Annotated in this window: 26 protein-coding genes; 10 read left to right on the forward strand and 16 right to left on the reverse strand. The window is 68.9% G+C overall.

Annotated features, from left to right (window positions below):
- Positions 1 to 225 precede the first annotated feature (225 nt).
- From ABDZ66_RS04355 to ABDZ66_RS04365, 3 genes are all read right to left on the reverse strand, one after another.
- Positions 226 to 987 (reverse strand): DUF4388 domain-containing protein, encoded by a 762-nt coding sequence (locus tag ABDZ66_RS04355; protein ID WP_343756468.1) that lies wholly within the window; start codon positions 985 to 987, stop codon positions 226 to 228.
- Positions 988 to 1,266: 279 nt separating this feature from the next.
- Positions 1,267 to 1,803 (reverse strand): SMC-Scp complex subunit ScpB, encoded by a 537-nt coding sequence (gene scpB, locus ABDZ66_RS04360; RefSeq protein WP_343756470.1) that lies wholly within the window; start codon positions 1,801 to 1,803, stop codon positions 1,267 to 1,269.
- 154 nt (positions 1,804 to 1,957) lie between these two features.
- Entirely contained in the window at positions 1,958 to 2,587 is a 630-nt protein-coding gene (locus ABDZ66_RS04365; protein ID WP_343756472.1) for an L-threonylcarbamoyladenylate synthase, read from the reverse strand.
- Between the two features lie 87 nt (positions 2,588 to 2,674).
- Between ABDZ66_RS04365 and pilC the strand changes: the two genes are divergently transcribed.
- Complete coding sequence (gene pilC / locus ABDZ66_RS04370) at positions 2,675 to 3,895, forward strand: type IV pilus assembly protein PilC (protein WP_343756474.1); 1,221 nt, start codon at positions 2,675 to 2,677, stop codon at positions 3,893 to 3,895.
- Between the two features lie 71 nt (positions 3,896 to 3,966).
- On the opposite strand, the gene ABDZ66_RS04375 is transcribed toward pilC, so the two are convergent.
- Together ABDZ66_RS04375 and ABDZ66_RS04380 are read right to left on the reverse strand one after the other, a co-directional pair.
- A complete protein-coding gene (locus tag ABDZ66_RS04375) occupies positions 3,967 to 5,307 on the reverse strand; it encodes a S8 family serine peptidase (RefSeq protein WP_343756476.1) in 1,341 nt (446 codons plus the stop codon).
- Positions 5,308 to 5,384: 77 nt separating this feature from the next.
- Positions 5,385 to 5,717: an HNH endonuclease gene (locus ABDZ66_RS04380; protein WP_343756478.1), complete on the reverse strand. Its 333-nt coding sequence runs from the start codon at positions 5,715 to 5,717 to the stop codon at positions 5,385 to 5,387.
- Between the two features lie 47 nt (positions 5,718 to 5,764).
- On the opposite strand from ABDZ66_RS04380, the gene ABDZ66_RS04385 reads away from it, so the two are divergent.
- Complete coding sequence (locus tag ABDZ66_RS04385; protein ID WP_343756480.1) at positions 5,765 to 6,346, forward strand: Uma2 family endonuclease; 582 nt, start codon at positions 5,765 to 5,767, stop codon at positions 6,344 to 6,346.
- Positions 6,347 to 6,358: 12 nt separating this feature from the next.
- Here ABDZ66_RS04385 and ABDZ66_RS04390 read toward each other — a convergent pair whose 3' ends face one another.
- Together ABDZ66_RS04390 and acnA are read right to left on the reverse strand one after the other, a co-directional pair.
- Positions 6,359 to 7,222 carry a hypothetical protein gene (locus ABDZ66_RS04390; protein WP_343756482.1) on the reverse strand — a complete coding sequence of 288 codons (864 nt, stop codon included), beginning with the start codon at positions 7,220 to 7,222 and terminating at the stop codon, positions 6,359 to 6,361.
- Positions 7,223 to 7,285: 63 nt separating this feature from the next.
- Positions 7,286 to 9,997 (reverse strand): aconitate hydratase AcnA, encoded by a 2,712-nt coding sequence (gene acnA / locus ABDZ66_RS04395; protein ID WP_343756484.1) that lies wholly within the window; start codon positions 9,995 to 9,997, stop codon positions 7,286 to 7,288.
- A 199-nt stretch (positions 9,998 to 10,196) separates the two neighbouring features.
- Here acnA and ABDZ66_RS04400 point away from each other — a divergent pair, with 199 nt between their 5' ends.
- The 5 genes from ABDZ66_RS04400 to ABDZ66_RS04420 all read left to right on the forward strand — a co-directional run bounded on the left by ABDZ66_RS04400 (position 10,197) and on the right by ABDZ66_RS04420 (position 15,233).
- On the forward strand, positions 10,197 to 11,054 hold the full coding sequence (locus tag ABDZ66_RS04400; RefSeq protein ID WP_343756486.1) for a hypothetical protein: 858 nt from the start codon (positions 10,197 to 10,199) through the stop codon (positions 11,052 to 11,054).
- Between the two features lie 32 nt (positions 11,055 to 11,086).
- Positions 11,087 to 11,869: a mycothiol transferase gene (locus tag ABDZ66_RS04405; protein ID WP_343756488.1), complete on the forward strand. Its 783-nt coding sequence runs from the start codon at positions 11,087 to 11,089 to the stop codon at positions 11,867 to 11,869.
- Positions 11,870 to 12,265: 396 nt separating this feature from the next.
- On the forward strand, positions 12,266 to 14,182 hold the full coding sequence (locus ABDZ66_RS04410; protein ID WP_343756490.1) for a heavy metal translocating P-type ATPase: 1,917 nt from the start codon (positions 12,266 to 12,268) through the stop codon (positions 14,180 to 14,182).
- Positions 14,183 to 14,311: 129 nt separating this feature from the next.
- Complete coding sequence (locus ABDZ66_RS04415; protein ID WP_343756492.1) at positions 14,312 to 14,770, forward strand: heme-binding domain-containing protein; 459 nt, start codon at positions 14,312 to 14,314, stop codon at positions 14,768 to 14,770.
- 133 nt (positions 14,771 to 14,903) lie between these two features.
- Positions 14,904 to 15,233 carry a hypothetical protein gene (locus ABDZ66_RS04420; protein WP_343756494.1) on the forward strand — a complete coding sequence of 110 codons (330 nt, stop codon included), beginning with the start codon at positions 14,904 to 14,906 and terminating at the stop codon, positions 15,231 to 15,233.
- A 30-nt stretch (positions 15,234 to 15,263) separates the two neighbouring features.
- Here ABDZ66_RS04420 and ABDZ66_RS04425 read toward each other — a convergent pair whose 3' ends face one another.
- From ABDZ66_RS04425 to ABDZ66_RS04455, 7 genes are all read right to left on the reverse strand, one after another.
- A complete protein-coding gene (locus ABDZ66_RS04425; RefSeq protein ID WP_343756496.1) occupies positions 15,264 to 16,328 on the reverse strand; it encodes a type III polyketide synthase in 1,065 nt (354 codons plus the stop codon).
- Positions 16,329 to 16,565: 237 nt separating this feature from the next.
- Complete coding sequence (locus ABDZ66_RS04430) at positions 16,566 to 17,462, reverse strand: aldo/keto reductase (RefSeq protein ID WP_343756498.1); 897 nt, start codon at positions 17,460 to 17,462, stop codon at positions 16,566 to 16,568.
- Positions 17,463 to 17,563: 101 nt separating this feature from the next.
- Complete coding sequence (locus ABDZ66_RS04435) at positions 17,564 to 17,893, reverse strand: winged helix-turn-helix domain-containing protein (protein WP_343756500.1); 330 nt, start codon at positions 17,891 to 17,893, stop codon at positions 17,564 to 17,566.
- A complete protein-coding gene (locus ABDZ66_RS04440; RefSeq protein ID WP_343756502.1) occupies positions 17,890 to 18,561 on the reverse strand; it encodes a hypothetical protein in 672 nt (223 codons plus the stop codon). The genes ABDZ66_RS04435 and ABDZ66_RS04440 overlap by 4 nt, the downstream gene beginning before the upstream one ends.
- Entirely contained in the window at positions 18,558 to 18,899 is a 342-nt protein-coding gene (locus ABDZ66_RS04445; RefSeq protein WP_343756504.1) for a hypothetical protein, read from the reverse strand. Before ABDZ66_RS04445 ends, ABDZ66_RS04440 begins: the two co-directional genes overlap by 4 nt.
- 90 nt (positions 18,900 to 18,989) lie before the next feature.
- Positions 18,990 to 19,781, reverse strand: coding sequence for a nitroreductase family protein (locus tag ABDZ66_RS04450; protein WP_343756851.1), 792 nt, complete (start codon positions 19,779 to 19,781; stop codon positions 18,990 to 18,992).
- 112 nt (positions 19,782 to 19,893) lie between these two features.
- Positions 19,894 to 20,223, reverse strand: a complete 330-nt coding sequence (locus ABDZ66_RS04455) for a hypothetical protein (protein ID WP_343756506.1) — start codon at positions 20,221 to 20,223, stop codon at positions 19,894 to 19,896.
- An 84-nt stretch (positions 20,224 to 20,307) separates the two neighbouring features.
- On the opposite strand from ABDZ66_RS04455, the gene ABDZ66_RS04460 reads away from it, so the two are divergent.
- On the forward strand, positions 20,308 to 20,832 hold the full coding sequence (locus tag ABDZ66_RS04460) for a hypothetical protein (RefSeq protein ID WP_343756508.1): 525 nt from the start codon (positions 20,308 to 20,310) through the stop codon (positions 20,830 to 20,832).
- Positions 20,833 to 20,850: 18 nt separating this feature from the next.
- On the opposite strand, the gene ABDZ66_RS04465 is transcribed toward ABDZ66_RS04460, so the two are convergent.
- Together ABDZ66_RS04465 and ndk are read right to left on the reverse strand one after the other, a co-directional pair.
- A complete protein-coding gene (locus tag ABDZ66_RS04465) occupies positions 20,851 to 21,882 on the reverse strand; it encodes a GGDEF domain-containing protein (RefSeq protein ID WP_343756510.1) in 1,032 nt (343 codons plus the stop codon).
- 190 nt (positions 21,883 to 22,072) lie between these two features.
- A complete protein-coding gene (ndk, locus tag ABDZ66_RS04470; protein WP_343756512.1) occupies positions 22,073 to 22,489 on the reverse strand; it encodes a nucleoside-diphosphate kinase in 417 nt (138 codons plus the stop codon).
- 127 nt (positions 22,490 to 22,616) lie between these two features.
- Between ndk and ABDZ66_RS04475 the strand changes: the two genes are divergently transcribed.
- Positions 22,617 to 24,587 (forward strand): ABC transporter permease, encoded by a 1,971-nt coding sequence (locus ABDZ66_RS04475; protein WP_343756514.1) that lies wholly within the window; start codon positions 22,617 to 22,619, stop codon positions 24,585 to 24,587.
- Positions 24,584 to 25,495 (forward strand): ABC transporter permease, encoded by a 912-nt coding sequence (locus tag ABDZ66_RS04480; protein ID WP_343756516.1) that lies wholly within the window; start codon positions 24,584 to 24,586, stop codon positions 25,493 to 25,495. Before ABDZ66_RS04475 ends, ABDZ66_RS04480 begins: the two co-directional genes overlap by 4 nt.
- Positions 25,496 to 25,536: the final 41 nt, after the last annotated feature.

Raw genomic sequence — 25,536 nt, forward strand, 5'->3', positions numbered from 1 at the left:
ACGGCAGGCAGCTCAGAATGCTGAAAAGTACGTCCTGACCGGGATGGAGCAGGACGGACTCCTGCTTAAGGCCGCGTGACACGACATCGGCAGGGAAGTGGAAACTCTTGGTTGACAGATCGGAACACCACCGATCTGCCAACTCCACGTCCGGAATCCGTTTCTCTCCTCCTCGCATCCGCTCCGATTGAATGGTCTTTGCAGCCCATTCAATCGGAGTCCGTATCAGACGGGTTTGGCCAGCACGCTGTCCCCGGCGCGCAGCGTCGTGCGGACCAGCAGGTCGGCCGGAATCATGATCTGCGTGGCCAGGTTGGCGGACATCCGGACGGGCAGGGTGTACACCTGCCCGTCGTCGGCCCGCAACGCCACGAGCTGCGGGTGGCGCACGATGTCCTCCTTCCAGCGCCTGAAGATCAGCTCGTCGACGAGCGCCACGCCCTGCACCTGCCGGGTGATCGAGACAGTCAGGCGCGCGACGCGGGTCTTGCGGGGCACGATCAGCCCGATGCGGAACAGTTTCAGCAGCATGCGTTTCGTCTCGGGGTCCTGCGCGAGTTCCGAGACGGGTTTCTGCGCGTCGATCTGCTTCAGGACGTCCAGTTCCTTCAGGCTCCAGCGCATCCGCGCCACCCGCTGCGGCGACGTGACACGCGCCGGACCGTCGAACGGCAGGTCCTGAAACGGCATGGCCTCCAGCGCCTCGAGGGTCACCTCGTCCAGCGTGGCGTCCAGGCGTGGACTGCTGTGCGTCACCCCCTCATCGAAGTGAAACCGGCCCTTGGGATCCAACATCAGCCGCACGAGGGCCTGCACGCCGTCATCCACTCCGAACTGCAGGTGCCGGACCCGCCCGGCTTCCAGCCACGCCTGGAACTGCCCGTCCGGACGGTAGACGTACAGCACGCCCGTCCGCGCCTGCTCCGAGAGCAGGTACAGCAACTCCAGGAAATCGAAGGTATCGAGGCTGGAAGTGGATCTGGTCATGCGTGCGTGGCGTTCAGAGTGATCACGTCCTCCCGTCGCGGCGCCGCGCGCCCCTGCACTCATGTTCGCTCATCCGTACCGCCCGGACAAGGGGGAGACGCCCCCGGGGTCACCCTCACCCCACCGGGCCCCCCTTCCCCACCCCGCCGCCCGACCGGCCACCACGCCGCGCAACCGGCAGGTCAGGGACGAGGAGGCAAAGCGGCCGGACAGGGCGTTGGCAACCCGGCCCCGAGTGCGGGGCGAACACGCCGGGTCCGCGCGCCGCCCTCCCCCACCTCAGCTGCGCAGCAGGTGCGAGAAGTTCGCGTTCTCCAGGGGCGGCAGGTCCTCAAGGCCGGTCAGACCGAATTCCAGCAGGAACCGCTCCGTGGTGCCGTACAGCAGCGGCCCGCCCACCGCGTCCGAACGCCCCACCACCTTCACCAGTTCACGTTCCTGCAGGGTCACGACCGTGCCGGCGCTGCCGCCGCGCATCGCCTCGATCTCCGCACGGGTCACGGGCTGCCGGTAGGCGATCACGGCCAGCACCTCCAGCGCCGCGCCGCTCAGGGGCGGCAGGGGCGGCGGGGCCAGCAGCGGCGCCAGGTGCCCGGACAGCGGGCCCGGCACCACCAGCCGGTACCCGCCCGCGACCGCCTCCACGGCAAAGCCCATGTCCGCCGCCTGCAGGCGCGCCGTGAACGCCTGCACCTCACGCAGCGCCGCGTCCTCCGGGACGCCCAGCACCCCCGCGAGTTCCCGGACCTGCACCGGCCGTCCGGCCGCGAGCAGCGCCGCGCCGATCAGCGCGCCCAGGGAGGGCGCGCCACTCATACGGCCTCCGATGGAATGGGCTGCAAAGCCCGCTGGGTCCGAGCGGATGCGCCTCGGAGAGCTGCTCCGCAGAGACGGAGAGAAGCGGGTTCCGGACGAGGAGCCGGCAATCCGGTGAAGTTCCGGATTGTCGGCGAAACAAACGGAATCCGTATCACACGGGCCCTGCCAGTGCAGCCCGCAGCGCCGCTTCCGGCACGGCCCCCGCGCGCAGCACCTCGCCTTCCGGCAGCGTCAGCACCGTACTCGGGAGGCCCAGCGCCGGGTACCCGCCGTCGGGCAACACCTCGTCACCCAGCCGCATGTCGCGCGCCTGCGCGTAGGTCAGCGCGGCCGGCTGGCCGCTCAGGTTGCAGCTGGTGGTCGCCAGCACCCCGCCCACCCGCCCCAGCAACGCCAGCGCCACCGGATGATCCGGAATGCGGACCCCGACCCGGCCGCCCGGCGCGAGCAGTTCCGGGCAGTCCGCGCTGGCCGGCATGACCACCGTCAGCGGTCCAGGCCAGAACCGTTCCAGCCGCTCCAGGGCCGGCTGCGGCCGGATCAGCCGCTGCGCCGCCGCACGGTCCAGGCAGGACACCTGCACCGGCTTCTGCGCGGCGCGGCCCTTCAGGTCGTACAGGCGGCGAATGGCGGCCGGATGCTCCGGGTGGGCGGCCAGCCCCCACACCGTCTCGCTGGGGTACGCGACCACACCGCCCGCCAGGAGCCGCGCGGCCGCCCGGTCCACCTGCGCGTGCCAGTCCTGCCCGGACCGGCCCTCTGCGTTCTTGTCGTCATTCATGATCGGCTCTCCCTGCCACTGACCGCCGGGACCACCCCCCGGGCGCTGTAAGGTCAGCGCAAGACCACCAGACTATACTGATCCGGTATGCCCGTCTTCGAATACCGAGTGCGTGACCGCTCCGGCAAGGTGCTGAAATCCCAGATGGAAGCCGAGACGGCCAACCAGGTCCGGGACGCCCTGCGCGCCAAGAACCTGATGATCGTCGAGATCAAGGCCCCCAAATCGGGCCTGAACGCCGACATCAAGATTCCCTTCCTGGACAACCAGCCACCAAATCTCAAACAGATTGCGATCTTCAGCAAGCAGCTCGCCACGCTGATCAACGCCGGCGTGCCGCTCGTGCAGTCCCTGGCCATCCTGCAGAAGCAGATCGAGCACAAGGGCTTCCAGAACGTCGTGAAGAACATGCGCACCGACGTGGAAGCCGGCACGCCCCTGAGCGACGCCATCGTCAAGTACCCGAAGATCTTCAACCGCCTGTACGTGAACCTCGTGCGGGCCGGCGAGACCAGCGGCACACTCGACTCGGTCCTGGAACGCATCGCGGCCTTCCAGGAAAAAGACCTCGCCCTGCGAGGCAAACTGAAGAGCGCCCTGACCTACCCGGTCGTGGTGCTCGTCTTCGCGATCCTGATCACGTACTTCCTGCTGACCACCATCGTGCCGCAGTTCGCGAACATCCTCTCTCAGCTCAACGCGCCGCTGCCGCTGATCACGCGCGTCCTGATGGCCGTGTCGGATTTCCTGAAGCACTCGACCCTGATCATCGTCGCCATCGTCGCGGCCATCACGTATGCCTACCGCTGGTACTACAAGACCCCGAAGGGCCGGATGATCATCGACGACATCAAACTCAAAATTCCGGTCTTCGGGAACCTCGTGCAGAAAAGCGCGATCGCGTCCTTCGCCCGCACCTTCGGCCTGCTGATCAGCAGTGGCGTGAACATCATCGAGAGCCTCGAGATCACCAAGGGCACCGCGAACAACGCCATCGTCGAAGACAGCATCGAGAACGCCAAGAACGTCGTGATGGTCGGTGAACAGATGAGTTCCAGCCTCGCGACCAGTAAGGTCTTCCCGCCCATGGTCGTCAGCATGATCTCCATCGGCGAGGAAACCGGCTCGCTGGACAACATGCTCGGCAAGGTCGGGGACTTCTACGACCGCGAAGTCGACGAGGCCGTCGACAGCATGACGGCCGCCATCGAACCGCTGATGATCGTCTTCCTGGGCGGCATCGTCGGCGTGATCGTCGCCGGGATGTTCCTCCCCATGTTCGCCATCATCGGCCAGCTCAGCCAGTAAGGGGCAAGTCCAGAGTATTCAGCGAGGGGGGGGCCGTGAAGTTCACGCCCCCCCTCTGCGTTGCCCGTGGTTCAGCGCGTGGCGGCCCTGACGGCGGCGTCCGCGTCCAGCAGGGGCTGGCCACTGGCGCTGTTCACGCTGGCCAGCAGGCGCGCTCTCGTATCCGCGGCGCTCAGGGCAGGATTCGCGGCGCGCATCAGGGCGGCCACTCCACTGACGAGCGGCGCGGCGAAACTGGTGCCTGCGCCGAGCGCGTACCCGCCGCCCGGCGCGAGGATCAGCATCTGCGCCGCGTTCGTGGCTCCGGCGCAGTTGCCGGCCCCGCCGGGCGCGACGATGTTCAGCGGTCGGGGCCGGGCGCTGCTGGGTCGGGCGCTGTAGCAGGCCAGCTGCCCGTCGTTCTGCGCGACGGCGCCCACGGCGATCACGTCCGGGTGACTGGCCGGGTAGTACACGCCGTCCCCGGCGGTGTTCCCGGCGGCGGCGACCAGCACGGCGCTCTTCGCGGCGTCCGTGAGTGCCCGGGCCAGCACGGCGTCACCGGGATCGCCGGCCAGACCCAGGCTCATGTTGATGACCTTCGCGCCCTGCCGGACCGCCTCATCCAGGCCACTGGCGAGGTCGCTGGTGCTGCCGCCCGACGCGCCCAGCACCTCCACGGCCAGCAACGGCCCGCTCCATGTGACGCCCGCCACGCCGCGCCCGTTGTTCGTGGCGGCGCCCACCAGTCCCGCCGACGCGGTGCCGTGCCCGGTGCTCGTGTCGGACCCACCCGCCTCCGGGCTGAGGAACGACGCGCTGCCCGCCACGCGGCCGGTCAGGTCCGGGTGCCCCGCCTCCACCTTCGAGTCCAGGATGGCGGTCTTCGCGGCGACCGGCGTCTTGCCGCACCCCTGCAGGAACGTCCACGCCTGCGGGGCGCGTACGCGCGTCAGGTACGACTGCGTGAAGGTTCCCACGCCCGCGATGGGCACGCCCGCGTTGCCCGGTACGCCCGGATCGTTCGGGTTCGCCAGCGGCGCGTACAGGAAGTCCGGCTGGGTTCGCAGCCCGGCCTGTTCCAGTTTCACGGCGAACGCCCGGTCGTCCGTGCCGGCCGGTGTGAAGGCCAGCCGCACGCCGTCCGTGACGGTCTGCGTCACCACGCCTGACAGGGTCGTGACCGCCTGGGCACTCAGGGTTCCACCGCCCAGCAGCAGCACCCGCCCCGGCACGTGCGGCGCCGTCCAGTCCGGTGCGCCCACCGCTGCGGCCGGAACGGCCTGCACCTGCACAGCCGCGCCCGCCGTCTGCTGGGCGCAGACAGGGCCGGGCGCGGGTACGGGGGGGGCCGGCGGGGCGTCACTGCTCCCGCAGGCCGACAGCAGCAGCGAGGCGGTCACAGCACACAGCAGGGGCACAGGCAGACGCATACCCCAGCGTATAGACCCCCGGCCTGACGTGGGTCTGAACGGCCTCCATCAACCCTGAACGTCACTCCCGCCGCCGGTCAGTGAACGCGCACACCCTTCGTCAGCGGTTGCTTCTGCACCCACTTCACGAACTTCTGCACTTCATCACGCGCCAGAATCGCTTCCACGGTGTTCAGCTCGTTTGCGAGCTGCGAGTTGCTGAACGTCTTACTCAGGAACCCCTGGCAGGCCGCGCACATCTTCACGGTGGGAATCTCGCCCAGTTTCACGCCCTGCCGCCGCCCCTGCGATTTGGGGACGAGGTGATGATCCGTCATCTCCCCTTCCCGCCCGCACAGTACGCACACGTCCAGCGGAACCGTGCGCGTGTCCTCGACCCAGCTCGCCTGCTCCCGATCCTTACGACCCATGACGGCACCATAGCGCAGGTAGAACGCACGTCCGGTACACACACCACATGACCAGTTCGCCCCTGAAGAAACTCAGCGAGGCCGAATACCTGAGCAGCGAACCACTCAGCCCCCACCGCCGCGAGTACGTGGACGGCTTCGTGTACACCCTCCCCGCCGACGCCCCCACCGCGCAGGCCGGAGCGACCAGCCGACACGGCACGGTCGCCACGAACCTCGTCGCCGCCCTGCACGCCCCCGCCCGGCGCATCGGGTGCCGCGTGTACGCCAGCGACATGCGCGTCCGCATCCCCACCCAAGGCACCCGGTACTACTACCCCGATCTGCTGATCACCTGCGAGGACATCCCGGACGACGCCCGCTCCACGAATGCCCCGCGCCTGATCGCAGAGATTCTCAGCGACAGCACGCAGGACACCGACCGCCGCGAGAAACTCTGGGCATACCAGCAACTCCCCAGCCTCCAGGGGTACCTGCTGGTGGACACCAGCGTCCGCGCCGCCCGCCTCTACACCCGCACCGGCACCAGCTGGAACGAGGACTACGTGGAAGGAACGGGAACGCTGACGCTGCCGTGCGCGAACATCAGCGTTTCATTGCACGAGATATACGAGGGGACAGCGCTGTAACGCCGCATTGCTTCAAAAAGGCAAACCAGTGTCCCTGTTTTCCGCAACACTGGACGGTTCATTTTCATTTAATGATTCCGTGTCAGGGTCATCTAATACTTCAAGAGACCTTAAAAAACTATTGAGATGAAAAGAATATTTATCCGGTCTGATTCCGGCTCGTATATCATTTCTAATACCGTAAAGCCCTTTAAGAAACGCCCTCTGAGCTATGCTGAAATCTGCGTATTTAACTCCCACAGCCGAGTTAGATTTTTCCAAGGCCAGGCTCTTAATGTGCCTCAGCATCTCCCGGTTTTGATTTACAAGCTCATTTAAGATCGGCTCTATTGATTCCGTCGACTGCTCTTCTATTTGGGGCTCTTGGATTGATATTACATATTTTCTAGCGTGATTTAATTCTTCGGTAAATTGGGGATAAACCATCTCAAACAGGTCAATTAGAGCAGCGTCATCAATTCTTCTCTCGCCCATAGAGTTATTAATAGACTTAATCAGCTTAAAAATATCGTCCTTATCATTTTCGGTATACTGAAAAATACTCATAAGAGGGTTGCTACCCTTAACTTCCGACCCCTTCAGATCAAACATAAACGCGCTAACCCTGGTGTCGGGGCCGCTATCAAATCTTTTGGATATTACACCAGCTTCAAAATAAAGCCAAGGCTTATTTACATTATCCGATGTCATGATTATTAGTCCAAAGGATGATTGATTCAGATTCGACAATATCTCTTCCAATCCTTTTGTTCCCTTCTCAATATTTTCAGAAGATACAAAGGGTTCACTCCCCTGGATCATCATTCTCAGATATTTCCGAAATACAAGGGCCACTTGACGACTCGCTTCGCCTGACCAGCTTAGAAATACTTTCACGCGAGTAATCTAACAGGAGAAAGGCATGCCCGCTCACGGACATGCCTCTTTTTACGACGATGCTTAGGCTTTGACTTCGTTGCTCTTGGCGAGAATGCCGCGGAGCACGGTCTGGAGGATGCCGCCGTTCTTGTAGTAGTCGATTTCGACGGGGGTGTCGATGCGGCACTGGACGGTGATGGTGCGGCTCTGGCCGTCGGCGGTGGTGATCTTCACGTCGACGTCCTGGCGGGGTTTGAGGTCGCCGGGGAGGATGACGTCGAACGTCTCGTCGCCGTTGATGCCCAGGCTCTCGGCGGTTTCACCGTTCTTGTACTGCAGGGGCAGGACGCCCATGCCGACGAGGTTGCTGCGGTGGATGCGCTCGAAGCTCTCGGCGATGACGGCCTTCACGCCGAGCAGGAAGGTGCCCTTGGCGGCCCAGTCGCGGCTGCTGCCCATGCCGTAGTCCTTACCGGCGAAGATGACGAGGGGGATGTTGCTGGCCTTGTAGTTGACCGAGGCGTCGTAGATGGAGCTGACCTGTCCGGTGGTGAAGTCGGTGGTGAAGCCGCCTTCAGTGCCGGGGGCGAGCTGGTTCTTCAGGCGGATGTTGGCGAAGGTGCCGCGGGTCATGATGCGGTCGTTGCCGCGGCGGCTGCCGTAGGAGTTGAAGTCCTTGGGCAGGATGCCGCGTTCCGTGAGGAACTTCCCGGCGGGGGTGTCGCTCTTGAAGCTGCCGGCGGGGCTGATGTGGTCGGTGGTGACGGAGTCGCCGACCTTCACCAGGGCGCGGGCGCCCTCGATGCTGACGATGTCGCTGGGGCCACCGGCGAGGTTGTCGAAGAAGGGGGGGTTCTGGATGTAGGTGCTGTCTTCCTTCCAGTCGTACAGCGCGCCCTCGGCGACGGGGATGGCGTTCCAGTCCTGGTTGCTCTTCTCGATGCCGTCGTAGACCTTCTTGAACATGTCGGCGTTGATGGCCTGGTCCATGACCTGCTGGATCTCGGCGGTGGTGGGCCACACGTCGCGCAGGTACACGGGCTGGCCGTCCTTGCCGGTGCCGATGGGGTCGTTCACGATGTCGTTGACGACGGTGCCGGCCAGGGCGTACGCGACGACCAGGGGGGGAGAAGCGAGGTAGTTGGCCTTGATGTGCGGGTTGACGCGGCCTTCGAAGTTGCGGTTGCCGCTCAGGACGCTGGCGACGACGAGGTCACCTTCGTTGATGGCGTCCACGGTGGGTTCGGGCAGCGGGCCGCTGTTGCCGATGCAGGTCATGCAGCCGTAGCCGACGGTGTTGAAGCCGATCTGGTCGAGGTACGTCTGGAGGCCGGCGGCCTCGAGGTACTCGGTGACGACGCGGCTGCCGGGGGCGAGGCTGGTCTTGACCCAGGGTTTGCTGTCCAGGCCCAGTTCGACGGCCTTCTTGGCGACGAGGCCGGCGGCGATCAGGACGCTGGGGTTGCTGGTGTTCGTGCAGGAGGTGATGCTGGCGAGCGTCACGGCGCCGTGCCCGATCTTGAGGTCGGTGCCGGTGATGGTGCCCTGGGCACCGAGCTTGTCGGCGGGCAGTTCGAAGCCGCGGGCCTTGACGGGCGCGGTGAGGGCCTCGTTGAAGACGGTGTGCATGCTGGACAGGTCCACGCGGTCCTGGGGGCGTTTGGGGCCAGCCAGGGACGGCACGATGGTGCCCAGGTCGAGTTCGATGGTGTCGGTGAAGACGGGGTCGGGCGTCTCGTCGGTGCGGTACATGCCCTGGGCCTTGTAGTACGCCTCGACGAGTTCGATCTCGGTTTCGAGGCGGCCGGTGCGGCGCAGGTAGCGCAGCGCCTCGTCGTCCACGGGGAAGAAGCCCATGGTCGCGCCGTACTCGGGGGCCATGTTGGCGATGGTGGCGCGGTCGGGGAGGGTCATGTTGCTGAGGCCCGCGCCGTAGAACTCGACGAACTTGCCGACCACGCCCTTGGCGCGCAGCATCTCGGTGACGCGCAGCGCGAGGTCGGTGGCGGTCGCGCCTTCGGGCATGGCGCCGGTGATCTTGAAGCCGATGACTTCGGGCATCAGCATGTAGATGGGCTGGCCGAGCATGACGGCCTCGGCCTCGATGCCGCCGACGCCCCAGCCGACGATGCCCAGGCCGTTGATCATGGTGGTGTGGCTGTCCGTGCCGACGAGGCTGTCGGGGTACACGACGACGCCGTCGTCCTCGGGGCGGCTCTGGACGCCCTTGGCGAGGTACTCCAGGTTGACCTGGTGCACGATGCCCGAGGCGGGGGGCACGACGCCGAAGTTGTCGAAGGCCTGCTGGCCCCAGCGGAGGAACTCGTAGCGTTCGCGGTTGCGTTCGAATTCGAGGGCCATGTTGTTGGCGAGGGCGAAGTCGGTGCCGAACTCGTCGACCTGCACGGAGTGGTCGATGACGAGGTCCACGGGGATCAGCGGGTTGATCTTGCTGGGGTCGCCGCCGAGTTTGACCATGGCGCTGCGCATGGCGGCGAGGTCCACGACGGCGGGCACGCCGGTGAAGTCCTGGAGGATCACGCGGGCGGGCTTGAAGGGAATCTCGACTTCCTCGTTGACGGGTTTCCACCCGGCGACGGTGGCGACGTCCTCGCGGCGCACGTCGTAGTCGTTCGCTTCGCGCAGCACGCTCTCGAGCAGCACCTTGATGCTGACCGGCAGGCGGCTGATGTCATGGCCCTGCTCCTGGAGTTTGTTGAGGTTGTAGTAGTAGAGTTTCTGGCCGCTTTGCGTGGTGAGCGTGTCGCGCGCGCCGAAAAGGTTCATCGCCATGTGTGTTCCTCCTTGCCCGGTTTCGGGCGGTACCTTCATCATACGGGAAGGGTGTCTGAGCGGGCGTTACCGGGGCAGGCACGCGCAGCCGCAGAGCCGTTACCCCCGTGGGGACAACAGGCCAGGTGGAGCGTCGCCCGACCGGCAGACGCCTCTGGTATCGTTCACGGGCATTCTCCCCCCAGCGAGGTTCACCTGCATGAGCGACCCCACCCACCCCACCCAGCTTCAACCGCACGAGCGCGCCCGCCTCTCTGCGCTGGAACAGACCGTCCGTGACGGCCTGCGCGACTTCCGCCGCACCGGTCAGGCGCTGTCCGAGATCCGCGACAACGAATTCTTCCTTGCCACGCACGACTCCTTCGAGGCGTACCTGCAGGACCGCTGGGGCTTCACCGCCCCGCAGGCCGGACGCCTGATCGACGCGGCGGACGTGGCCAAGGTGCTGGAACCGCTGGGCATCCAGCCGAAGAACGAGGCGCAGGCCCGCTCGTACCGCGCCGCCGCGAAGGTCATCGAGGAACTCGAACCCGAACAGCAGCGCGTCATTGCCCGGCTCGTCGAGGCCGCCGCGCCCGACACCCGGCCCGGAGCAGAGGGCGAGACGGACGGAGAGGCCGACCTGCCCTGGGACGTGCCCGCCGCCGAGGTCCGCATCATGGCCAGCGTCGTGAAGAAGATGCAGCCCGACGCCCTGGTCCACCACCCGGACAGCGGCGACGAGGTGCCCTTCGATACCCTGAGCAACCCCGAACGCTTCGAGGTCATCCGCACGCACGTGGACCAGAAGACCCAGGCGTACCGCGAGAAGCAGGAGGCGAAAGCGAACGCCCCGCAGGCCGAGAAGATCAACTGGGCCGACTGGGTGCTGAACACCGCCGCGCAGAACCTCGGGCACGGGCAACGGCTGGAGATCACCGTGGAACCCGACGGGAGCGGCGCCGCCCGCGCCGTCGCCCGCATCGTGGACGGGGGCACCGGCGAGGTCCTCTCCGCCGGAGCCGGCGCGGTCACGCTGAAGAAAGCCGTGCTGAACCTCGCCGCCGAACTGAAGTAACGCCGCGCCGAGCCGGCCCGTATCCTGCGGGTATGTCCTCCACGCTGATCACAGACCGGCCCGGTTTCACACCCATGATCGCCCGACTGATCGGCATGATGACGTACACGCGCGAGACGACCCTGGAGGCCGTGCAGGGCTGGACGATCAAGGAACTGGACCTGATCCCGGACGGGCACGCGAACAGCGCCGGGATGCTGCTGGCGCACATGGCGGCGGTGGAACGCATCTACCAGCTGATCAGTGACGGTCACCCGCACCCGGACAGCGCGCTGGAAGCCCACCACTGGCCGGGCCTGAACCTCGGCCAGCAGGGCCGCGCGGAGCTCCGGGGGCGGCCCCTGCGGCACTACCTGGAGGAACTGGCCCGGGTGCGCGCCGGGACGCTGGAACTCCTGGCCGCGCGGGACGACGCGTGGCTGGACGAACCGCTGCCACTGTGGGGCGGCACGGGAAACCGGCATTTCATGTGGTTCCACGTGTTCGAGGATGAGCTGAGCCACCGCGGCCAGCTGCGGCTGCTGCGGCGGCACCAGCCGGGGTTGCAGGGGCTGGGCCTGACGGGCGCGTGGCTGGAACCGCTCGCGGAGGGGCGCGGCGTGCGCTGCCGCGTGGCGCATGAGGGCAGTCCGGCCGAACAGGCAGGCCTGCGCGGCGGGGATGAGATCGTGGCGATTGACGGCCTGGACGTGCAGGACGTCCACTTCCACGAGTTGCGGCTGGGCGCCGCGCCGGGCGTGAGCAGCACCTACCGCGTGCAGCGCGGGCCGGACACCCTGGATCTGACGGTGACGCGGGTGGCGCGGCCCGGGTGAGTGGCCTGGCCGCTGCGCCGTACTGACCGTGCGTGTCTGTCATACGGACTCGGATTGAATGGTCTTTGCAGCCCATTCAATCCGAGCGGATGCGAGTAGGAGAGAAACGGATTCCGGACGTGGAGTTGGCAGATCGGTGGTGTTCCGATCCGTCAACGAAATAGACGGAATCCGTATCATCCCTGCCTGCCGCTCCCGCTCCGGTGTTCGCGGACGGGTGTGCCGGGGCGCCGCTTCCGCCGCCGGTGGGGGCGGGCGGCTGTCCGGGTGGGCATACCTGAGCATTCCGGTGGGTGTTCTGCGTTGAGTTCGGGGGGCGGGGGGAGTAGAATCCCCTTATTGAGAATCCTTCCTATTAAGGAGGGTCGTTCCTCTCCCCCACCCCGGAGGCTCCACTTGACCACCCAGACCCTCACCCACCCAGGCGCCCGGCCCGAGCCGCGCTTCACGCTGACGCCCGAACTGCGCCGCGCCGTCACCCTCACCACCCTGACCCTGGCTGGCCTGCTCGTCGGCCTGACCGGGCAGTCCCTCCTGCACCTCCCGGCCCTGCAGTGGGCGGGCTACGTCACGGCCTTCGTGGCAGGCGGCATTCCCGCCGGGCGGCAGGCGCTGCATTCCCTGTTCGTGCAGCGCAAACTGGACGTGGACCTGCTCATGGTGCTGGCCGCACTGGGCGCCGCGAGCATCGGACAGGCGGCGGACGGCGCGATCCTCCTCTTTCTGTTCAGCCTGAGTAACACCCTGCAGGACTGGGCGATGGGCCGCACCTCCAGCGCCATCCAGGCCCTGATGAACCTGAACCCCGAGGGCGCCACCGTCCTGCGTGGCGGGCAGGAGAAATGGTGCGAACTGGGCGACATCCGCATCGGGGACATTCTGGTCGTGCGGCCCGGCGAGCGCATCGCCGCCGACGCCCGCGTGACGCGCGGCCAGACCAGCGTGGACGAGAGCCCCATCACGGGCGAGAGCGCCCCGGTGGATAAGGCGCCGGGCGCGGAACTCGCCTCCGGGACCGTCAACCTGAACGGCAGCGTGCAGGCGACCGTGATCCGCCCGGCGGGCGAGAGCACCCTGGCGCGGCTGGTGGGCCTGATGGAGCAGGCGCAGACGCAGAAGAGCCGCACCGAGAGCCTCACCGAACGCTGGGAGAGCCCCTACGCCCTGACGGTCCTGCTGGCCGTACCCGCCGTGTACGCCCTGCTCCGGTACGGGTCCGGCCTGAACGTGGACGACGCGTGGTACCGCGCCATGACCTTCATGGTGGTCGCCAGTCCCTGCGCGGTCGTGATCAGCACCCCCGCCGTGATGCTCTCGGCCATGGCCGCCGCCGCGCGTGGGGGCGTGCTGTTCAAGAGCAGCGCCGCCATGGACGCCCTGGCGGGCGTACAGACGGTCGCGTTCGACAAAACCGGCACGCTGACCCAGGCCCGCATGACCCTGACCGCCGTGCACGCGGATGACGAGGGGCAGGCGCTGGCGCTGGCCGCCGGACTGGAGGCGCACAGCGAGCACCCCATCGCGCAGGCCATCGTCACCGCCGCCCGGGAACGCGGCGTGAACCCACGGACCGTCACGGACGCCCAGGCGATTCCCGGGCACGGCATCGAGGCCCGCCTGCCGGACGGGCAGGTCGCGTGGGCGGGGAACGTCCGCCTCGCGCAGCGGCAGGGCGCCACGCTGGACGCCGCGCAGCAGGCGGCCCTGAGTGACCTGGGCGCGCGCGGCAGCAGCAGCGTCATCGTGGGCGTCGGCCCGCGCGTGACTGGCGTGATGGGCGTGGCGGACGCCCTGCGGCCCGACATCCGCGCCGCGCTGGACGCCCTGAAGGCCAGCGGCGTCTCGCACCGGGTCATGCTCACCGGGGACCGCGAGGAGGTCGCCCGCACGGTGGCCGCCGAGGTGGGCCTCAGCGAGTACCGCGCGGGCCTGCTGCCCGAGGACAAGCTGCGCCTGATCGGCGAGCTGCCCGGCCCGGTCGCCATGGTCGGGGACGGCGTGAACGACGCGCCCGCCCTGGCCCGCGCGGACCTGGGCGTGGCTGTCGCCTCGGGCACCGACGTCGCCATCGAGAGCGCGGACGTGGTCCTGATGCGCAGCGACCTCGGGAAGCTGGCCGGCGCGGTGCGCCTGGCACGGGACGCGCGGCGCACCGTGATCACGAACCTGCTGTTCGCGTTCGGCGTGATCCTGATCGTCGCGCCGCTGGCGGTGGCCGGAAAGGTGCCGTTGCCGCTGGGCGTCATCGCGCACGAGGGCGGCACGGTGTTCGTGGTGTTCATGGGCCTGCGCCTGCTGCGCCACCGCCTGTAGGCGGGATGCAGCACGAGGGGCGCGGGAGGCAGCGGGGCACCGCGCCCCTTAAGGTTCCCGCAGGTCACGGCACATCCCGGCGCCGCCCACGCCACCGACGCTGAGCGTCAGAGTTCACCGGAGGCTCGCATGAACCTGAACCCCACCCGCCGATCCCTGCTGCCCCGCCTTCTGCTGGGCCTGCTGGCCCTGTTCGTGCTGATCCAGTTCGTGCCCTACGGCCGGGCGCACGCCAACCCCACCGTGCAGACCCGGCCGAAATGGGATGACCCGCGCACAGAGGCGCTGTTCACGCGGGCCTGCGCCGACTGCCACAGCCACGCGACCGTGTGGCCCTGGTACAGCCACGTGGCGCCCGTCTCGTGGCTGGTGCAGCGGCACGTGGACGAGGGCCGCAGCAGATTCAACGTGAACGTGCCGGGCTTCGGACGTGAAGCGGACGAGGCGGCCAGCGAGGTCCGCAGTGGCGGCATGCCGGAACCCACCTACCTGCCCCTGCACCCCACCGCCCGTCTGAGCGCGCCGGAGAGGGAACAGCTCGCGGCGGGCCTGGAAGCGACCTTCGGCAGCCGGGGCGGGGGCCGCTGAGCAGACGCGGGCCGCGCCGTAAGGTCTGGTGAACGCGGTCCCCACCCGGTGCCAGCCGGCGGGGGCCTACGCTGGGCAGTGACACACTTCAATCCAGCACAGGCCCCGCGCGGGCGGGGCAGGAGGCAGCAGCATGGGAGAAGGCAGACCGAACGGGCAGGCGCACGCCAACGTCTCACAGGACACCATCAACGACCAGGGGCAGTGGAACACCGGCACGCCCAAGAACCCAGGTGACGCCATCACCGAGGGGCAGTACACCGGGGTCAGCGACGCGAACGCCGGCGCCGGGGACAGCACGTCGCCCGCCGGGCAGGTGAGCAGCACCACCGACCCGCGTGCAGCCGAGAACACCGGCACGGACGCCAACCCCAGCACGTACGGCGGTATGAAGGACGGACTGCCGGCCAGCGGGGCCGCCACGAACCCCGAGAAGACCGTGGACGGCAACGAGGGCAGCTGACCTGGTTTAAAGCGCCTGGACTTCCGGGCGTTACCCGGGGAAGCCCAGCAGGACGTGTTCGGCACTGAAGCCGGGGCCCATGGCGCTCAGCAGGGCCCGGCCCGCCGGGGCGCCGCGCAGCACCTCGGCCAGCACGAACAGCACGGTGACGCTGCTCATGTTCCCGTACTGCCGCAGCACGCGGCGGCTGCTGTCGAGCGCCCCGGCGGGCAGCGACAGGGCCTCCTCGTACGCGGCCAGCACCTTCACGCCGCCCGGATGGACCACGAAGGTGTCCACGTCCTCGCGGCTCCAGCCGTGCGCGGCCAGGGCGTCCTCGACATTGCCGCGCATCATGCCGCGCACCAGGGTGGGAATGTCGCGGCTGAACCGGACCTTCAGGCCCTCGTCGACCACGTCCCAGCCCATGATGTCCTCGCTGTCCTCGATCAGGGTGGAGTACGCGCCGTGCAGGTGCGCCAGCGCGGGCGGCCCCGGCACGTCCGGCGCGGTCAGGACCAGGGCTGCGCCGCCATCCGCGAACAGGGCGGTCCCCACGAAGTTGCTGCTGGACTCATCCCCCCGGACCAGGGTCAGGCTGCACAGTTCCACCGCCACGAACAGCACCCGCCGGAAGCCCGCACGGACCAGGTCGGCGGCGCGGGCCAGTCCGGCCGCGCCGCCCGCGCAGCCCAGCCCCCAGATGGGCACGCGGACCGCGTGACGGTTCAGGCCCAGCGCGCCGATCAGGTCGGCGTCCAGGCTGGGGGTGCTCAGGCCGCTGGTGTTCACGACCACCACGGCGTCCACGTCCTGCGGGGTCACCTGCGCCTCGGCGAGGGCCTGCGCCGCCAGCCGGCGGGTCAGGGTGCGGGCCTCCTCGATGAACACGGCGTTCTTCTCCCCGAACCCCCGGGGGCTCAGGTACCACGCCAGGGGCCGCGCCAGCGCCCGCGAGTCGATCTGCGCGTTCCCGAACACCTCCAGCAGGCCGGGGCGGGCCGCCATGCGGGGAAAGAGGGTGCGGGCCGCGGCCTGCACGTCGGACTGCGCGGTCAGGTGCGGCGGCGTGCCCGTCACCAGGGAACGGAGGGCTGGCAGGGGGGGAACGGACATGCGGGCATTCTGCCGTGCCCACGCGCCGCGTAACCGTGCGCCTTCCCCCTTCCGGTTCCCGGCGACCTTGGCCGGACCTTCAGAGGTCACGCCCGCCCCCGGGGCGGGCCGGAACGCCGCCAGACAGCACCGGCACCGCACCGGTCACGGGGGGGCTCTCCTTCACGGCCAGCAGAAGCGGAAGCTGGCAACCCGGCGCAGCGCCCGGGTTGCCAGCGGAACAGACGGCAGTCCTGATCAGTCCTGGCGGGGCTGGTTGGCCCATTCCTGCTTCCCGACCTCGTCGAGCGCGCGGAAGTCCTCGTCGGTCAGGGTCAGCCCGGCGGCGGCCACGTTCTCCTCGAGGTGCCTGACCTTGCCGGTGCCGGGAATGGGCAGCATGACGGGGCTGCGGCGCAGCACCCAGGCCAGCGCGACCTGCGAGGGACTGGCGTTCAGGCGGGCGGCCAGGTCGGCCAGCACGCTGCCCTCGCGGGCGAGGCTGCCGGCGGCCAGCGGGAACCAGGGCATGAAGCCGATGTTCTCACGCTCGCAGTAGTCCAGCACGTCCTCGCTCTTGCGGTTCACGAGGTTGTACAGGTTCTGCACGGTGGACACCGGGAACACGCGGCGGGCCGCCTCGATCTCCTCGACCGTGACCTCCGAGAGCCCCGCGTGCCGGATGACCCCCTCGTCCATCAGTTCCTTGATGGCCGCGAACTGCTCGTCACGCGGCACCTTCGGGTCGATGCGGTGCAGCTGCCACAGGTCGATGCGGTCCACGCCCAGACGGCGGCGCGACAGGTGCGCCTGCTGCTTGAGGTACTCGGGCCGGCCGACCGGCGGCCAGATGTTCGGACCGGTGCGGGTCAGGCCGCCCTTGGTGGCGATCACGACCGTGTCGTAGGGGTGCAGCGCCTCGCGGATCAGTTCCTCGCTGACGGCCGGGCCGTAACTGTCGGCCGTGTCGATCAGGTTCACGCCGATTTCCGGCAGGCGCCGCAGGGTCGCCAGCGCGCCCTCACGGTCGGCCGGGTCGCCCCAGACGCCGTCGCCCGTGACGCGCATGGCGCCGAAACCGAGGCGGTTGACGCTGAGGTCCCCGCCGATCTTGAAGGTGCCGCTCGCGGCGGCGTTGGGGTTGGATTCGGTCATGGTCTTGCCCTCCAGGGAGGCATTCTGCGCCGCGTACCCGCGCCCCGTGTGGCAGTTTCCTCAAGGGAGGGTGAAGCCCAGTACGGGCGGGGTGCCTGACTTCAGCTTGGTGGGGGCGCGGCACCGCGCAGGGCGACCCAGTAGCTGTCCAGCGTCTGCTGTCCCAACGGTGTGATGCGGTAGCTGGTCACGGGTACCTTGCCCCGGAAGGCCTTGTGCACCTTCAGGTACCCGGCGTCTTCCAGCTTGGTGGCGTGGCTGCTCAGGTTGCCGCGGCTGAGGCCCAGCGCAGCTTCCAGGTATTTGAACTCCACCTCCTGCGCGCCCGCCAGTACGCTCATGATGGCCAGACGGACGGGTTCATGAATCACGCGGTTCAGGCCCAGCAAGGCGTTCAGGGAGGGGGGGGCGGGCGGCAGCGCGGCGCTCACGGGAGGTGGCTCAGGCCCAGGCGGGCGCGCAGGTCACGCAGGTCGGCGGCCACCTGCCGGGCCTGCACGTGCTGCGTCCACCCGAGCCAGATCAGCCCCAGGGACAGTGCGGCGGTGACGGCCCATTGCGCGGTGACCCGCCAGCTATCCGTGAAGTCGGTGTGACCGCCGATGAGCGCCCCACACAGCAGCAGACCGAGGCCCACGGTGCGGGTATCGGCGCGGCCCGTCAGGCGGACGGTTCCGGTCAGGGCGAGCAGCAGAGCCAGGCCGGACGGCAGGGCAAGGGGAGCCAGGGCGGGGAAGGCTGACCCGATCAGCCCGGTGCGTTCAGCCAGTAGCGCGAGCAGCGTGCCTGACCCCGCACCGGCCAGGAGCCCCCAGACGAAGCCACGCTGGGAGCGGGCCTGTTCGGTCACAGCCCCGAGGGTCTGGTACTGACGCCGCGTCAGGCGCACGACGATTACGAAACCTGCGCTGACAGCGGCAGCCCACAGCATCAGCGCGGGGGCGTTCAGGTCGGCGCGGGCCAACAGATAGGTCAGGGGGAGGGTCACGGCGCCGTACAGGTGACCCAGCCCCAGCGCGGAGGCCGAGTAACGACTGTAACGGGCGGTCAGATCCTGAAGGCGGGCATAGTCGGCGGGGTCAGGGTGGTGAGCCGTCACGCACACCCTCCCCTGCGCCCGGTATGCGCGGCCCACGGGGCGCACAGGGCGACGAGCAAGCCGCTCAGGAGCAGCGGGGTCTGGGTGGTCAGGAGTCCCATGGCGAACAGCAGGGCGTTCAGGCCCAGCAGGACGCCGGCGGGGCGGGAGCGGGAGGCAGTGGCGATCAGGAGTCCGGCACCTGTGATCACCCACATCCAAGTCGTGACACCGAATCCCGTCTGGTGGACGGTGCCGAGGGTCGCCAGGGTCAGCAGTGGAATCAGGGCCCGGCGTCCCTCCAGCGCGGTCATCTGCCAGGAGGTGGGCCTACGGAACGGTGGGGGACGGTGCGGCATGCACTCAGTTTGCACTGCAAACCAGTTTGGCACAAGCAGGTCTGAAGAATCCTCTCGCCTCTATCGGCTGGACCCGCTGCCACTTCCGGCTTATCTCAGGGCACCCTCTGACCCAGCGTCGTCCGGTTCCGGCACGTCGCAGGTGTCGCGGGACACGAACTGCGACAGGCGTTTGCGGTGGCGGCTGCTCCAGTCGATGCTGGGCCGCGCCTGCTCGGGCGGCAGGTAGCCCAGGCGGTACACGGCCATCAGTTCCAGTTCGGGTGGCACGCGCAGCAGTTCCCCGATCGCCTGCCACTGCCGGGGGATCTCCATGGGCGTACTGACGAACTGGATGCCCATGCCGAGCGCACCCACGGCGTTCCAGATGTTCTCGATGGCGGCGCCCAGCCCGAACACGCTGTAGAAGCCGCTGAGTTCGCCGGGCCGGTACTCCTCGCGGTCCAGCAGCGCGGCCAGCAGCAGTGGGCTGCCCGCCACGAGCCGGCGGTTGTCCTCACCGAGTTTCCTCGGCACGCCGAGTTGCCGCATGACCTTCAGGCCCGCGTCACTGAAGATCTGGCGCGTGAAGGGCCGCAGCGGGCCGGGCAGGTGGTCGATGTGGATGCCGTCGCGCCGCTCGTCCATCTCGGCCTCACTGAAGCGGAAGTAACGGCGGTACCGTTCGAAGAACACGCCGGCCTCGATCAGTTCGGTCATGCTCTCGCCGCTGATCTGCGCGATGCGGGCGATCGTGTCCGGGTTCTCGATCAGCACGAAGCGCCACGGCTGCGAGTTGAAGTGGCTGGGCGCGGCCTGCGCGGCGCGCATCAGGACGTGCTGGTGCTCGCGGCTGACCGGGTCCGGGCGGAACGGGCCGTTGGTGGTGCGGCGGTTCAGCATCCCGCGGATCAACGCCGCGTCCGGCGCGGCCATCCGCTGCAGGGCCGCCTGAACGGCGTGTTCTGGGGTGGAGTCGGCGGGGCTCATGCCGGTCAGCTTAGAGCACCCGGCCTCAGCGGAGCGGCAGCGGCCACGCGAGCAGCGCGCCGGACAGGAACGCGGCGGCGCAGGCCAGCGCCCGCTGCCAGTGGTCGGCGCGGCCGGGCCGGGTGCGGGGCATCCGCAGCAGCAGGGTCAGCGCCGGCAGCAGCGCCCAGGCGGCCGCGCCCGCCCGCCACGCCAGCCCCGCGCTGACGGTCACGCCCGCGCACACCAGGAAGAACAGCAGGTGATGGGCGCGGCGGTCCACGCCCCGCCGGCCGAGTTGCAGGGACAGGCCCAGCAGGAGCAGCAGCACGAGCAGCGCGCCGGTGCCGAGCAGGGTCCACTGGTGCGGCGTCATACCCGGTCACCATAGCGGTCCACCGCTCCGCGGAAGGCGGGGCGCATGACAGATGCCCTGCGCGGGCCGGTGTAGGGTCAGGGCATGTGCGTCCCCCTTCCCGCCGCCCCGCTGCCCACCGGCCGGCGGTCTCACGCGCTCCTGACCGCCGCGCTGTGCGCCGCGCTGCTGAGCGGCTGCCGGCCCGGCCCGCAGGGAGCGAACGCGGAGGACCTCGTGGGACGGGTGCTGTTCACGGCGGCCGGGTCCTTCGACGCGCAGTCCGGTCAGAAGGCCCGCATTCCTGGCGGGCTGCGCCGGGCCGTGTGGGACCAGGAGCCGAAAATGCCGCTGGACGCCCGGCGCGTCACCATCCAGTACGACAGTGACGCGCGTCCGATGACCTGGATGCTGGACATCGAGGCCCCGGCCTTCACGGCGCGGGACGTGGCCGGCCCGGACGCCCGGCCGGTGCCGACCGCGCAGGGCGGGGCGCTGCGGCCCGCGGCGTCCTCCCGCCTGCGCGACGCGCTGGTCATCACGCGCCCCGGCGGGCTGAAGATCCTGACCCGCAGCTACGCCACGCAGGTCGAACCGGCCCTGCTCGGCGCGTTCCAGCCGGTCCGCTGAGCCGAAGCGCCCGGGCGGTCAGCGGACGGCGTTACGGCCGGCGCGTTTGGCCTCGTACAGGGCGCTGTCGGCGCGGCTGAACAGGGTCATGGCGTCGTCCTGCGCGCCCCGGTAGCTGGCGACCCCGAAACTGGCGGTGACCGGCAGGCCCGCGACCGGTTCGCCCGCCACCTCCTGCCGCAGGCGCTCGGCCACGGCGTAGGCGTCCGTGCCGGAGACGCCGGGCAGCAGCACGATGAATTCCTCGCCGCCCCAGCGGCCCACGACGCCGCCCCCGCCGCTCACGCTGCGGCGCAGGCGTTTCCCGAAGGCGCGCAGCACGTCGTCCCCGGCGGCGTGCCCGTGCCCGTCGTTCACGCGTTTGAAGTGGTCGATGTCGGTCAGGATGATGCTCAGGGCCGTGCCCATGCGCTGCGCGGCGTCGCGCGCCCGCTCGAATTCCTCCTCGGCGGCGCCGCGCCCGTACACCTCGGTCAGGGCGTCCAGCCGCGCGGCGCGCAGGCGACGGGTGTCCTCGTGGTGTTCGTCGAGGTTCTGCTCGATGAACGCCGTGAGGAGGTACGCGAGCAGCCCGGTCGTGCCGATGGCGAGGCTGGCGGTGATCCAGTCCACGAGGTTCGGCGGGTCCACCGGGCCGTTGGCGACGACGCTGACGATCATGCCGACCACGCTGACGATGTTCACGGTCGTCCCGATGCGCGCCCCGAACACCAGGTACGACACGAGCACGTTCAGCATCAGCCACAGTGTCAGGTGCATGGGCATGGCGCCCCAGGCGATGGCGCGCGGAATCTCGAGAAGCGCCACCAGCAGGTACCCCACGGTGCTGAACGTGTAGATCTCCCGCAACCGGTGAGGCCAGATCAGCGTGCCGATCACGGTCACCAGCGGCACCAGGGTCGCCCAGTACTTCGGGGTCTGGTACGCGCCGGGAAAGGGGCCGGGCGGGTCGATCAGGGCGGTCAGCAGGGCGTACAGCAGGTAGGCGCTGCTGGCGATGCACACCGCGGACAGGCGGCTGCGCTGAAGACGTTGCGGCAGGGAAGTCATGGGCGGGTCCCTCCGGCGGACGGACAGAAACGGGTGGGCAGATGCGGTTGGATGGGCGCGGGCGGAAGGGCAGCGGGGGCCTGTGCGTGACCTGGCATTCGCCCGCGGCGCGGGTCCGCGCCCCCCGGCTGATGTGGAGAGCGCCCCGACCAGGTACTGACCAGCCGGGGCGCCGCTCGGTGGGTAAAACTCAGGCGAGCAGTTCGCCCTCGGCGAAGAACAGGCCGAGTTCGCGCGCGGCGCTCTCGGGGCTGTCGCTGCCGTGCGTGACGTTCTCGCCCATGCTGGTGGCGAAATCCGCACGGATGGTACCGGGAGCGGCGCTGGCGGGGTTGGTCGCGCCCATCATGGCGCGCCAGCCGGCAATGGCGTTCTCGCCTTCCAGGGCGATGGCGACCACGGGGCCGCCCGTGATGAAGTCCACGAGTTCACCGAAGAAGGGGCGCTCCTTGTGCTCGCCGTAGTGGGCTTCGGCCGTCTCGCGGGCGATGACCATCTGCTTGAGACCCACGACGCGGTAGCCCTTGCGCTGGATGCGCGCCAGGATTTCAGGGGTGAGGCCACGGCGGACGCCGTCGGGTTTGATCATGGCAAAAGTACGTTCCATAGCGTCCCGGAGAATAGCAGGCGGCAGGGCGCCGCGCGTGGACCCGCGCGGATTACCCCCACCGCTGGACCCAGCACAGCCCGGGCGGGGGTCGGCACAACATGTCTGGACCACGTACAATGCTACGGTGACCCACGTTTCTCACTCTCGCCCCTCTGGGGACGCTTCACGCATCGCGCTGATCGCCTGCGCGGTTGCGGTCGCGGGGATGCTCCTCGCCCCACTGGCCACCCTGGGCCGCGGCTTCAGCGCAGACGCCGTGCTGCTGCACCTGAGCGGTTCAGTCATGAATCTCTCCGCCGATCAACAGGCGCCGCTTCCGCCGACCGGGACCATCGTCACGCTGGCCTGGGCCACGCTGGCGATGATGGTCGCCACGCTGGTCGGAGCGCTGCGCCGCCAGAACTGGTTCTGGATCACGGGCCTGCTGGGCTTCGCGCTGGCCGTCGCGGCGGTCGTCACGCTGGGCAACAGCATCGAGGAGCAGACGGCGCGCGTCATGGCCGACAGCGTCCTGCGGCCCGGCGCCAAACGCCAGCTGCGCAACTACTACGCCAGCGCCGGCATGAACCTCGGCCTGTTCCTCCCGGCACTGGCCGGCCTGATCGCCGCCGGTGCCGGCCTGAGCGCCCGCGACTGGTGGTGGCAGACCTTCAACCGCATGCGCGGCCTGCTGGTGCCGGTCGCGGCCATCGGCCTGGCGATCCTGGTGGGAGCGCTGGTGGTTCTGGTCGTGCAGCCCGCCATCAACCGCAGCGGCGCGCCCCTGAGCCTCTGGAGCGGCTGGCTGGCCAAGGCGGACATGGTGTACTTCGTGTACTCCACGCTGTTCGCGCCGGTCACGGCCCTCAACCCGCTGCTGGACAGCCTGAAGCTCGCCACGCCGCTGATCTTCACCGGCCTGAGCGTGGCCTTCGCGTTCCGCACCGGGCTGTTCAACATCGGCGCGCCGGGCCAGCTGACCATGGGCGCCATCGGCGCGATGCTGGTCGGCGTGTACGCCCCGGCCAGCCTGGGCTGGGCACTGCTGCCGCTGTCCGTGCTGGCTGCCGCGCTGGGCGGCGCGCTGTGGGGCGCCATTCCGGGCGTGCTCAAGGCGCGGTTCGGGTCCAGCGAGGTCATCAACACGATCATGCTGAACTACGTGGCGTCCGCCATCTTCATCTTCATGATCGGCAACGACAAGTTCCCGTTCCTGGGCCGCGAGTACTCCCTGCCCTTCAAGGCCGAGGGCTTCGAACCCCGCAGCCAGGAACTGCAGCAGGCCGCGCAGCTGCGCCCGCTGCTGAGCGTCCTGAACGTGGGCTCCAACGGTGCGGTCGCCATCAGCGTCGGGCTGCTGGTCGCCGCCGCCGCGTTCTTCGGTGCGCGGCTCGCGCTGCGCCGCCAGCGGAACCGCACCCTGATCGCCGCGGCCGCCGCGCTGGTCCTGGGCGCCCTCACGTGGCGGATCGGCATTCCGGTCAGCGTGACCGGCAGCCAGCTCAACGGCGCGTTCCTGATCGCGCTGGTGTGCGTGGCGCTGTTCGGCACGCTGATGTGGCGCACCGCGACCGGCTACGCCCTGCGCGCCGTGGGCCTGTCGCCCAAGGCCGCCGAGTACGGCGGGATCAGCGTGGCGCGCGGCACCATCCTGGCCATGACCATCGCCGGGATGTTCGCCGGTCTGGCCGGCACGCACTACGTGAACGGCGGCGCGCTCGACGAGTACCGCCTGAAAGGCAACATGCCCGTGAACGTCGGCTTCGACGGCATCGCGGTCGCCCTGATGGGCCAGAGCACTCCGGCCGGGGTGGTGGCGGCCAGCGTGCTGTTCGGCACCATCGACACCGGCGGCATCGACGTGGACCAGAAACTCGACACCATCAACCGCGACATCGTGACGGTCCTCAAGGCCCTGATCGTGCTGTTCATCGCGGCCGGCGGGTTCCTGAGCCGCCGCGTGACCGACCCGCCGCCCCCCGCGCTGCTGGCCTCCGCGAAGGCCGGGCCCGGCGCGCCCTCCCTGGACGGCACCTCGGCCGCGCACCTGGAACGCAGCACGCCCCTCCCCAACGTCGGTCAGAACCCCGAGCACACCCGGGACGGTGACAAATGAATCTTCTCGAGCAACTGTTCACGACCGCCTTCCTGGTCACCTTCATCCGCTCCGTCGTGCCGCTGCTGCTGACCGCGCTGGGCGGCCTGTTCAGCGAACGCAGCGGCGTCGTGAACATCGCCCTGGACGGCCTGATCATCTTCGGTGCGCTGGCGGGCGCCGTGTCCACCAAACTGCTGGAACCCTCGCTGGGCGCCGCCGCGCCCTGGGTCGGCTGGCTGGCCGGGATGCTGGTCGGCGGCCTGATCGCCTGGATTCACGCGGTGGTGTCCATCAAGTACCGCGCCAACCAGGTGATCAGCGGCACGGCCATCAACCTGCTGGCCACGGGCGTCCCGGCGGTCCTGCTGACCGCGCTGTACGGCGTGTCGAACGAGAGCCCCAAGGTCGAGAACGCCCTGCCGCTGTGGGGCGTCGGGGACCTGAAGTTCTCGCCGCCCGTGTACTTCGCGTTCCTGGCCGTGGCCGCCGCGTGGTACGTGATGTACCGCACGCCGTACGGCCTGCGGCTGCGCGCCACCGGTGAGCAGCCGGGCGCGGCGGCCAGCATGGGCGTGAACGTGCGCCGCATGCGCTACAGCGCCGTGATCCTGTCTGGCGTGCTGGCCGGCACGGCCGGGGTGTTCCTGAGCATCGGGAACCTCGACTCGTACGTGCGGAACATCAGCGCCGGGGGCGGCTTCATCGCGCTGGCCGCGCTGATCTTCGGGCAGTGGAAACCGCTGGGCGTGCTCGGCGCGACCCTGCTGTTCGGCCTGCTGCAGGCCCTGAGCATCGTGCTGGGCGGCGAGGACCTGCTGCCCCCCACGCTGGTGCAGGCGCTGCCGTACCTGATCACCATTCTGGCCCTGATCTTCACCGGCCGCAGCCGCGCTCCCAAGGCCCTGGGCACCCCCTATGAAGGCTGATCCGCTCACCCACCGCCCCCGCCCTCACGGTCGTGGCCGGA

The sequence above is a fragment of the Deinococcus depolymerans genome, from assembly GCF_039522025.1.
GTDB classification, from domain to species: domain Bacteria; phylum Deinococcota; class Deinococci; order Deinococcales; family Deinococcaceae; genus Deinococcus; species Deinococcus depolymerans.